The 10373-nt window shown below is 69.4% G+C and carries 9 protein-coding genes; 8 read left to right on the forward strand and 1 reads right to left on the reverse strand.

Features of this window, described 5'->3' with window-relative positions:
* Positions 1-179: 179 nt before the first annotated feature.
* From rpsO to G6W55_RS29120, 5 genes are all read left to right on the forward strand, one after another.
* Positions 180-467, forward strand: a complete 288-nt coding sequence (rpsO, locus tag G6W55_RS29100) for a 30S ribosomal protein S15 (protein ID WP_016432306.1) — start codon at positions 180-182, stop codon at positions 465-467.
* Positions 468-841: 374 nt separating this feature from the next.
* Positions 842-3064 carry a polyribonucleotide nucleotidyltransferase gene (locus tag G6W55_RS29105; protein WP_175523754.1) on the forward strand — a complete coding sequence of 741 codons (2223 nt, stop codon included), beginning with the start codon at positions 842-844 and terminating at the stop codon, positions 3062-3064.
* A complete protein-coding gene (locus G6W55_RS29110) occupies positions 3061-4440 on the forward strand; it encodes a pitrilysin family protein (protein WP_175523755.1) in 1380 nt (459 codons plus the stop codon). The genes G6W55_RS29105 and G6W55_RS29110 overlap by 4 nt, the downstream gene beginning before the upstream one ends.
* Before the next feature lie 25 nt (positions 4441-4465).
* The gene (dapB, locus tag G6W55_RS29115; protein ID WP_175523756.1) at positions 4466-5218 is read left to right on the forward strand and encodes a 4-hydroxy-tetrahydrodipicolinate reductase; all 753 of its coding nucleotides are present in this window, start codon (positions 4466-4468) and stop codon (positions 5216-5218) included.
* Between the two features lie 8 nt (positions 5219-5226).
* Positions 5227-5670 carry a hypothetical protein gene (locus G6W55_RS29120; RefSeq protein WP_030797137.1) on the forward strand — a complete coding sequence of 148 codons (444 nt, stop codon included), beginning with the start codon at positions 5227-5229 and terminating at the stop codon, positions 5668-5670.
* A gap of 61 nt (positions 5671-5731) precedes the next feature.
* Here G6W55_RS29120 and G6W55_RS29125 read toward each other — a convergent pair whose 3' ends face one another.
* Positions 5732-6283, reverse strand: a complete 552-nt coding sequence (locus G6W55_RS29125) for a hypothetical protein (RefSeq protein WP_030797138.1) — start codon at positions 6281-6283, stop codon at positions 5732-5734.
* A 181-nt stretch (positions 6284-6464) separates the two neighbouring features.
* On the opposite strand from G6W55_RS29125, the gene thyX reads away from it, so the two are divergent.
* From thyX to G6W55_RS29140, 3 genes are all read left to right on the forward strand, one after another.
* Positions 6465-7169, forward strand: coding sequence for an FAD-dependent thymidylate synthase (gene thyX, locus G6W55_RS29130; protein WP_175523760.1), 705 nt, complete (start codon positions 6465-6467; stop codon positions 7167-7169).
* A gap of 212 nt (positions 7170-7381) precedes the next feature.
* Positions 7382-8281, forward strand: a complete 900-nt coding sequence (dapA, locus tag G6W55_RS29135; protein WP_030797140.1) for a 4-hydroxy-tetrahydrodipicolinate synthase — start codon at positions 7382-7384, stop codon at positions 8279-8281.
* 126 nt (positions 8282-8407) lie between these two features.
* Entirely contained in the window at positions 8408-10093 is a 1686-nt protein-coding gene (locus G6W55_RS29140) for a ribonuclease J (RefSeq protein ID WP_175523757.1), read from the forward strand.
* Positions 10094-10373: the final 280 nt, after the last annotated feature.

Genomic DNA, 10373 nt, shown 5'->3' on the forward strand with positions numbered 1-10373 from the left:
AGCGGTACCCACCTGCTGGTACCCTGGCTGTCGGCCGTTTGTGTACGCGCCCCCGGAGCCCCGCGAGGGAAGCCCTGGAGGCCGCGCCCAGCGGATCCCCGCCTTCCGAGTCGTGGAAGCTCCCCCGAGACAGAGACCGGGGGCACTCGGTGGCCACTCACAGACTACGAGGAGTACGCGTGTCGCTCGACGCCGCTACGAAGAAGCAGATCATCGCCGAGTTCGGCCAGAAGGAGGGCGACACCGGCTCTCCCGAGGTCCAGGTCGCCATGCTCTCGCGTCGGATCTCCGACCTGACCGAGCACCTCAAGACCCACAAGCACGACCACCACTCCCGCCGTGGTCTGCTGATCCTGGTCGGCCAGCGTCGCCGCCTGCTTCAGTACCTGGCCAAGAAGGACATCCAGCGCTTCCGTACGCTGGTCGACCGGCTCGGCATCCGCCGCGGTGCGGCCGGCGCCAAGTAAGACGCCGTACAGGGAGCGGTTCCCGTTCTGGGAGCCGCTCCCTTTGCTGTACGCACCCCGCGTACGTACCGAAACGTGCGGACTGTCACCACCCCTTTGTAGTGTGGTAGCACAACGCAATACGCACGACACAGCGTGATGACACGCACTCGCACCGAGTGCCCCGCCAGCACGCACCCCGCACGACACGCACGAAACGCACACCGAACGAGGAGACGCGCACCCCACCGCCGCCGGTCCTCGGTAGTGGCCCCCGGGCGAAAGAGCCCCGGGTGCTTCGATCGAAGACCGGCCCGCACGGAACGGAGCGCCTCTCCGCCACCGTCCCCCCGCCACACGGGCGGACCAGGGACGAAGACGAGGAGAAAACGCTAGTGGAGAACGAGACCCACTACGCCGAGGCCGTCATCGACAACGGCGCCTTCGGCACCCGCACCATCCGCTTCGAGACGGGCCGCCTGGCCAAGCAGGCCGCCGGCTCCGCCGTGGCGTACCTGGACGACGACACCATGGTGCTGTCGGCCACCACCGCCTCCAAGAACCCCAAGGACCAGCTCGACTTCTTCCCCCTCACGGTGGACGTCGAGGAGCGGATGTACGCCGCCGGCAAGATCCCCGGCAGCTTCTTCCGCCGTGAGGGCCGCCCCTCCGAGGACGCCATCCTCACCTGCCGCCTGATCGACCGCCCGCTGCGCCCGTCCTTCAAGAAGGGCCTGCGCAACGAGATCCAGGTCGTCGCCACGATCATGGCGCTCAACCCGGACCACCTGTACGACGTCGTGGCGATCAACGCCGCCTCCGCGTCCACCCAGCTCGCCGGCCTGCCCTTCTCCGGCCCGATCGGCGGCGTCCGCGTCGCGCTGATCCGCGGCCAGTGGGTGGCCTTCCCGACGCACACCGAGCTCGAGGACGCCGTCTTCGACATGGTCGTCGCGGGCCGCGTCCTGGAGGACGGCGACGTCGCGATCATGATGGTCGAGGCCGAGGCCACCGAGAAGACCATCCAGCTCGTCAAGGACGGCGCCGAGGCCCCGACCGAAGAGGTCGTCGCCGCCGGTCTGGACGCCGCGAAGCCCTTCATCAAGGTGCTCTGCAAGGCGCAGGCCGACCTCGCCGCCAAGGCCGCCAAGCCGACCGGCGAGTTCCCCGTCTTCCTCGACCACCAGGACGACGTCCTGGAGGCGCTGTCCGCCGCCGTCCGCCCGGAGCTGTCCGCCGCGCTGACCATCGCCGGCAAGCAGGACCGCGAGGCCGAGCTGGACCGCGTCAAGGCGCTCGCCGCCGAGAAGCTCCTGCCGGAGTTCGAGGGCCGCGAGAAGGAGATCTCCGCCGCCTACCGCTCCCTGACCAAGCAGCTCGTCCGCGAGCGCGTGATCAAGGAGAAGAAGCGCATCGACGGCCGCGGCGTCACGGACATCCGTACGCTCGCCGCCGAGGTCGAGGCCATCCCGCGCGTGCACGGCTCGGCGCTGTTCGAGCGTGGCGAGACCCAGATCCTTGGCGTCACCACCCTCAACATGCTCCGCATGGAGCAGCAGCTCGACACCCTCTCCCCGGTGACGCGCAAGCGCTACATGCACAACTACAACTTCCCGCCGTACTCCGTCGGCGAGACCGGCCGCGTGGGCTCCCCCAAGCGCCGCGAGATCGGCCACGGCGCCCTCGCCGAGCGCGCCATCGTGCCGGTCCTGCCGACCCGCGAGGAGTTCCCCTACGCGATCCGCCAGGTGTCCGAGGCCCTCGGCTCCAACGGCTCGACGTCCATGGGCTCGGTCTGCGCCTCCACCATGTCGCTGCTGAACGCCGGTGTGCCCCTCAAGGCCCCCGTCGCCGGTATCGCCATGGGCCTGATCTCCCAGGAGATCAACGGCGAGACGCACTACGTCGCCCTCACCGACATCCTCGGTGCCGAGGACGCCTTCGGCGACATGGACTTCAAGGTCGCCGGCACCAAGGAGTTCGTCACCGCCCTCCAGCTCGACACCAAGCTGGACGGCATCCCCGCCTCCGTCCTGGCCGCCGCCCTCAAGCAGGCCCGTGACGCCCGCCTCCACATCCTCGACGTGATGATGGAAGCGATCGACACGCCGGACGAGATGTCCCCCAACGCCCCGCGGATCATCACCGTCAAGATCCCCGTGGACAAGATCGGCGAGGTCATCGGCCCGAAGGGCAAGATGATCAACCAGATCCAGGAGGACACCGGCGCCGAGATCACGATCGAGGACGACGGCACCATCTACATCGGTGCCGCCGACGGCCCGGCCGCCGAGGCCGCCCGCGCCACGATCAACGGCATCGCCAACCCGACCATGCCGGAGGTCGGCGAGCGCTACCTGGGTACGGTCGTCAAGACCACCACCTTCGGCGCGTTCGTCTCGCTGCTCCCGGGCAAGGACGGTCTGCTGCACATCTCGCAGATCCGCAAGCTCGCCGGCGGCAAGCGCGTGGAGAACGTCGAGGACGTCCTCGGTGTGGGCCAGAAGGTCCAGGTCGAGATCGCCGAGATCGACTCCCGCGGCAAGCTCTCCCTCATCCCCGTGATCGAGGGCGAGGAAGCCGCCTCGGACGAGAAGAAGGACGACGCCGAGCAGTGACGTCCCGTAGCTCCCAGGCGACGGCCCGCACCTCCTCGGAGGCGCGGGCCGTCGCCCGTACCCAAACCCTGATCAAGGGCGAGAACGGCATCGGCACGGTCCGCAAGACCACCCTCCCGGGCGGTCTGCGCATCGTCACCGAGACCCTGCCGTCGGTGCGCTCCGCGACCTTCGGCATCTGGGCCCACGTCGGCTCCCGCGACGAGACGCCCTCGCTGAACGGCGCCACGCACTACCTGGAGCACCTGCTCTTCAAGGGCACCGGACGCCGGTCCGCGCTGGACATCTCCTCCGCCCTCGACGCGGTCGGCGGCGAGATGAACGCGTTCACCGCCAAGGAGTACACGTGCTACTACGCGCGCGTGCTCGACACCGACCTGCCGCTCGCCATCGACGTCGTCTGCGACATGCTGACCGGCTCCCTGATCCTCGAAGAGGACGTGAACGTCGAACGCGGCGCGATTCTCGAAGAGATCGCCATGACCGAGGACGACCCCGGCGACTGCGTGCACGACCTGTTCGCGCACACCATGTTCGGCGACAACGCCCTCGGCCGCCCGGTCCTCGGCACCGTCGACACCGTCAACGCCCTCACCGCCGACCGGATCCGCCGCTTCTACAAGAAGCACTACGACCCCACCCACCTGGTCGTCGCGGCCGCCGGCAACATCGACCACCACAAGGTCGTACGCCAGGTCCGCGCGGCCTTCGAGAAGGCCGGCGCCCTCAAGGACACCGACGCCGTCCCGATCGCCCCGCGCGACGGCCGCCGCCTCCTGCGCACCGCGGGCCGCGTCGAACTGCTCGGCCGCAAGACCGAACAGGCGCACATCGTCCTCGGCATGCCCGGGATGGCCCGCACCGACGACCGCCGCTGGGCGCTCGGCGTGCTGAACACCGCCCTCGGCGGCGGCATGTCCTCCCGGCTCTTCCAGGAGGTCCGCGAGAAGCGCGGCCTGGCCTACAGCGTGTACTCGTACACCTCCGGCTTCGCCGACTGCGGCCTCTTCGGCGTGTACGCGGGCTGCCGCCCCTCACAGGTCCACGACGTCCTGAAGATCTGCCGCGACGAACTCGACCAGGTCGCCGAACACGGCCTGTCCGACGACGAGATAGAGCGCGCCATCGGCCAGCTCCGGGGCTCCACGGTCCTCGGCCTGGAGGACACCGGTGCGCTCATGAACCGCATCGGCAAGAGCGAACTGTGCTGGGGCGAGCAGATGTCCGTCGACGACATGCTGGGCCGGATAGCGGCCGTGACCCCCGACGAGGTCCGCGCCGTCGCCCGCGACATCCTGGGACGGCGTCCCTCGCTGTCGGTCATCGGCCCCCTCAAGGACAAGCAGGCCGCCCGGCTGCACGACGCGGTCGCCTGATCCCCGACGTAAGGAAGCACAACAGATGAGCAAGCTGCGTGTGGCGGTCCTCGGCGCCCGGGGCCGGATCGGCTCCGAGGCGGTCCGTGCGGTCGAGGCCGCGGAGGACCTGGAGCTGGTGGCGGCCCTGGGCCGCGGCGACAAGCTGGAGACGCTGACCGAGACCGGCGCCCAGGTCGCCGTCGAACTCACCACGCCGGACTCCGTGATGGAGAACCTCGAGTACTGCGTCGGCCACGGCATCCACGCCGTCGTCGGTACGACGGGCTGGACCGACGAGCGCCTCACCCGGCTCAAGGGCTGGCTGGCCGCCTCCCCGGAGACCGGTGTGCTCATCGCGCCGAACTTCTCCATCGGCGCGGTCCTCACCATGAAGTTCGCCCAGATCGCGGCCCCGTACTTCGAGTCCGTCGAGGTCATCGAGCTGCACCACCCGAACAAGGTGGACGCCCCGTCCGGCACCGCCACCCGCACCGCCCAGCTCATCGCCGAGGCCCGCCGCGCGGCCGGCAGCCCGCCCGCCCCGGACGCCACGGCGACCGCCCTCGACGGCGCGCGCGGCGCCGACGTGGACGGCGTCCCGGTGCACGCGGTCCGTCTGCGGGGCCTGCTGGCCCACCAGGAGGTCCTGCTGGGCGGCGAGGGCGAGACCCTGACCGTCCGCCACGACTCGCTCCACCACAGCAGCTTCATGCCGGGCATCCTGCTCGGCGCCCGACGGGTGGTGACGACTCCGGGCCTCACCTTCGGCCTGGAGCACTTCCTGGACCTGGGCTGAGGATCCCCATGCGCGCCAAGCTCTCCTACGCCGTCACGGCAGCCGTCCTGGTCTTCTACTTCGTCCTGGTCGGCAGCCGCGGCGTCATGCTCATCGAGTCCGGCACGGTCGTCACCGTCACCTTCGGTGTCGCGGTGCTGATCCTCCCGGTCATCGGCGTCTGGTTCCTGTGGAAGAACACCCAGTTCGTCCGCCGGGCCAACGCGCTCGCCGCCGAACTGGACGCCGAGGGCGGACTGCCGGTCGACGAGCTGAAGCGCACCCCGGCCGGCCGGATTGACCGCGACGCGGCCGACGAGGTCTTCGCCCGCCGCAAGGCCGAGACCGAGGCGGCCCCCGACGACTGGCGCACCTGGTTCCGGCTGGCCGTCGCCTACCACGACGCCCGGGACACCCCGCGCGCCCGCAAGGCGATGCAGCGGGCCATCGGCCTGCACCAGACGTCCCGCTGACGGCGAAGGGGCCCGGTCCGCACCACGCGGACCGGGCCCCTTCCTCTCTGCACTCCAGGGCTCAGCCGGGCCGGTTCTCCGCGGTCCACGCCTCGACGGCGTCCGCCGCCCGGTCGAACGCCTCGGCCCGCCCCACGAAGTCCGCCCCGTGCGTCGTCAGCAGCGTCGCCGGCTCCGCCGCCCGGTCCCGCCGTACGAGGATCAGCGCCTGGCCCTGCACGGTCCGCGGCAGCCCCAGATAGCGCACCGGCTGCTGCACGGTCCGCACGGCCGCGACGCGGTTCCACGACACCGTACGGGTGACGAGGAAGCGCACATGGCGCAGCCCGCGCGCGCTCACCCACACCCCCATCCGCAGCAGCCGCAGCGCCGCGGCGATGACGAGCAGCGACACCCCGAAGATGACCCCGGCCTCGGTCACCGAGCCGGTCAGCGCGATCACGACCGCCGCGAACAGCACGTACGAGGCGAGCAGCAGCGCCAGCGCGGCCGTCGCCACCCGCCAGGGCCCGGGCCGGTAGGGGCGCCGCCAGCGCTCCCGGTCCTCGAAGGGCAACGGGGCGTCGTCGGCGGTCTCGTAGGCGCGGTCGGCCGTCATGAAGGGCAGGGGCACGGCTGGTCCTCACTCGTCCATGCGTGGGCTGTGCCCGGTGAGGCTATCCGCCCGGGTCCCCGCCCACCAGCATCGGGGCCCGGATGGAGTGGGCCCGGGTACGGCGGCCCGTAAAGTGGGCGCCGACCAAAGATGTGATGGGAAGGATCCCCCCGTGCCCGCCGGCGACTCCAAGATCTTCATGCGCAGTGACGTGACCGTCGAGCTGGTCAAATCCAGCGCCTCCGACGCGGACGTCCTCTTCGCGGCCCGTGTCTCGACTCTCGGCGAGCAGTCGCTGGAGGAACTCCAGAAGGACCCCGAGCGCTCCAAGGGCCTCATCAACTACCTGATGCGCGACCGCCACGGCAGCCCCTTCGAGCACAACTCGATGACCTTCTTCATCAGCGCCCCGATCTTCGTCTTCCGCGAGTTCATGCGGCACCGGGTCGGATGGTCTTACAACGAGGAGTCCGGCCGCTACCGCGAGCTGGAGTCGGTCTTCTACGTCCCGGACGAGTCCCGCAAGCTGGTGCAGGAGGGGCGGCCCGGGAAGTACGTCTTCGTGGAGGGCACCGAGGAGCAGCAGAAGCTGGTCGCGCGGACCATGGAGGAGTCGTACATCCGGGCGTACGAGGCGTATCAGGAGATGCTCGCGGCGGGCGTCGCCCGAGAGGTCGCGCGGGCGGTGCTGCCGGTCGGGCTGTTCTCCTCGATGTACGCCACCTGCAACGCGCGCTCGCTGATGCACTTCCTCGGGCTGCGGACCCAGCACGAGCTGGCCAAGGTGCCGTCCTTCCCGCAGCGGGAGATCGAGATGGTGGGCGAGAAGATGGAGGCCGAGTGGCTGAAGCTCATGCCCCTGACGCACGCCGCCTTCAATGCCAACGGCCGTGTCGCCCCGTAGCGAAGGCTTGTTCTCACGCTCGGTACACATGTGCGGGTCATCCGAGCGAAGTGTCCGTATTGCGGCATTTGGAGAAGTTCATCTAGCCTGATCAAACGGACCCGGTACTGCTTGAACCCCCGAGCAGGCAGTACCGGGCTCCACATTTGTCCTGACTTTCCGCAACCCCCCGAGGGCAGACCGCGGGGTGAGCAACGAGTAGCGTGTTACCCATGGCTCCGACCTCCACTCCGCAGACCCCCTTCGGGCGGGTCCTCACCGCCATGGTCACGCCCTTCACGGCGGACGGCGCGCTCGACCTCGACGGCGCGCAGCGGCTCGCCACCCATCTGGTGGACGCAGGCAACGACGGCCTGATCATCAACGGCACCACCGGTGAGTCCCCGACCACCAGCGACGCGGAGAAAACGGACCTGGTACGAGCCGTCCTGGAGGCCGTCGGAGACCGGGCCCACATCGTGGCCGGCGTCGGCACCAACGACACCCACCACAGCATCGAGCTGGCCAAGGCCGCCGAGAAGACCGGCGCGCACGGCCTCCTGGTCGTCACCCCGTACTACAACAAGCCCCCGCAGGACGGCCTGTACCGCCACTTCACGGCCGTCGCCGACGCCACCGAACTGCCGGCCATGCTCTACGACATCCCCGGCCGCAGCGGCGTCCCGATCAGCACCGAGACCCTCGTCCGCCTCGCCGAGCACCCGAGGATCGTCGCGAACAAGGACGCCAAGGGCGACCTCGGCCGGGCGAGCTGGGCCATCGCCCGCTCCGGACTCGCCTGGTACTCCGGCGACGACATGCTGAACCTCCCGCTGCTCTCCGTGGGCGCGGTCGGGTTCGTCTCCGTCGTCGGCCACCTCGTCACCCCCGACCTGCGCGCCCTCGTGGACGCGTTCGTCGCCGGGGACGTCCAGAAGGCCACCGAGATCCACCAGAAGCTGCTCCCGGTCTACACGGGTGTCTTCCGCACCCAGGGCGTCATGACCACCAAGGCCGCGCTCGCCCTCCAGGGCCTGCCCGCCGGACCGCTGCGCCTTCCCATGGTCGAGTGCTCGGCCGAAGAGATCGAGCAGCTCAAGATCGATCTTGCCGCGGGCGGGGTACAGCTCTGACAACGGACTTCACAACTGAATAAGCAGGCCACCGGTGCCTGCACCACAACGACAACTGCTTCTGCACGAACGTCACGCGCGCCACGTGCCCACCGGTACGTGGCGCGCGTGTTTGAGGAGAGTCTTTTGAGTCATCCGCATCCCGAACTGGGCCCGCCCCCGCCGCTGCCGAAGGGCGGCCTGCGGGTCACCCCGCTCGGCGGTCTCGGCGAGATCGGCCGCAACATGACGGTCTTCGAGTACGACGGCCGTCTGCTCATCGTCGACTGCGGCGTGCTGTTCCCCGAGGAGGAGCAGCCCGGCATCGACCTGATCCTGCCGGACTTCTCGTCCATCAGGGACCGCCTCGACAAGATCGAGGGCATCGTCCTCACACACGGCCACGAGGACCACATCGGTGCCGTCCCGTACCTGCTGCGCGAGAAGCCGGACATCCCGCTGATCGGCTCCAAGCTGACCCTCGCCCTCATCGAGGCGAAGCTCCAGGAGCACCGCATCCGCCCGTACACCCTCGAGGTGGCGGAGGGGAACCGCGAGCGCATCGGCCCCTTCGACTGCGAGTTCATCGCGGTCAACCACTCCATCCCGGACGCGCTCGCCGTGGCGATCCGCACCCCCGCCGGCATGGCCGTCCACACCGGCGACTTCAAGATGGACCAGCTCCCGCTGGACGGACGGCTCACCGACCTGCACGCGTTCGCCCGTCTGAGTGAAGAAGGCATCGACCTCCTCCTCTCCGACTCGACCAACGCCGAGGTCCCCGGCTTCGTACCGCCCGAGCGGGACATCTCCAACGTCCTGCGCACGGTCTTCGCCAACGCCCGCAAGCGGATCATCGTGGCCAGCTTCGCCAGCCACGTGCACCGCATCCAGCAGATCCTGGACACCGCGCACGAGTACGGTCGCCGGGTCGCCTTCGTGGGCCGCTCGATGGTCCGCAACATGGGCATCGCACGCGACCTGGGCTATCTGCGGGTTCCGCCGGGCCTGGTCGTGGACGTCAAGACCCTCGACGACCTCCCGGACCACGAGGTGGTCCTGGTCTGCACGGGTTCCCAGGGCGAGCCGATGGCGGCCCTGTCCCGGATGGCCAACCGCGACCACCAGATCCGGATCGTCCCCGGTGACACGGTGATCCTGGCGTCGTCCCTGATCCCGGGCAACGAGAACGCGGTCTACCGCGTGATCAACGGCCTGACCCGCTGGGGCGCGAACGTCGTCCACAAGGGCAACGCCAAGGTCCATGTCTCCGGCCACGCGTCCGCGGGCGAGCTGCTGTACTTCTACAACATCTGCCGCCCGAAGAACCTGATGCCGGTCCACGGCGAATGGCGCCACCTGCGCGCCAACGCCGAGCTGGGCGCCATGACGGGCATCCCGCACGACCACATCGTCATCGCCGAGGACGGCATCGCCGTCGACCTCCTCGAGGGCAACGCCAAGATCTCCGGCAAGGTCCAGGCGGGCTATGTCTACGTCGACGGCCTCTCGGTCGGCGACGTCGGCGAGCCGGCGCTGAAGGACCGGAAGATCCTCGGCGACGAGGGCATCATCTCGGTCTTCGTCGTCGTGGACTCCTCCACGGGCAAGATCACCGGCGGCCCGCACATCCAGGCCCGGGGCTCCGGCATCGACGACTCGGCCTTCGCCGACGTCGTCCCGAGGATCAACGAGGTCCTGGAGCGCTCGGCCCAGGACGGCGTGGTCGAGCCCCACCAACTGCAACAACTCATCCGCCGCACCCTCGGCAAGTGGGTCTCGGACAACTATCGGCGCCGGCCGATGATCCTCCCCGTCGTGGTGGAGGTCTGAGCCACGTACGACCCGGTCGCACCTGGTCGTAGCAAGTGAACCCGGAGCGGGGCACCTCGATTTGCATCGGGGCGCCCCGCTCCAGTACGTTTACGGCTCCGCCTGAACGGGAACCGGGCCGCGCCACGTGCCGGAACGGGTCGCCGGGAGGGGCCGGGAAAACCGACTCAGAACTTCTGATAAAGTCGGAACCGCCGGAAAGGAAACCGCGAAACAAAAGCGGAAACCTGGAAAGCGCCGAGGAAATCGGATCGGGAAAAGGTCTGATAGAGTCGGAAAC

The organism is Streptomyces sp. CAI-85 (assembly GCF_013363615.1).
GTDB classification, from domain to species: Bacteria; Actinomycetota; Actinomycetes; order Streptomycetales; family Streptomycetaceae; genus Streptomyces; species Streptomyces antibioticus_B.

Coding starts and splice junctions, on each gene's coding strand:
- dapB (WP_175523756.1), top strand. CDS start 4,466: ATGAGCAAGCTGCGTGTGGCGGTCCTCGGCGCCCGGGGCCGGATCGGC.
- G6W55_RS29120 (WP_030797137.1), top strand. CDS start 5,227: ATGCGCGCCAAGCTCTCCTACGCCGTCACGGCAGCCGTCCTGGTCTTC.
- thyX (WP_175523760.1), top strand. CDS start 6,465: ATGCGCAGTGACGTGACCGTCGAGCTGGTCAAATCCAGCGCCTCCGAC.
- dapA (WP_030797140.1), top strand. CDS start 7,382: ATGGCTCCGACCTCCACTCCGCAGACCCCCTTCGGGCGGGTCCTCACC.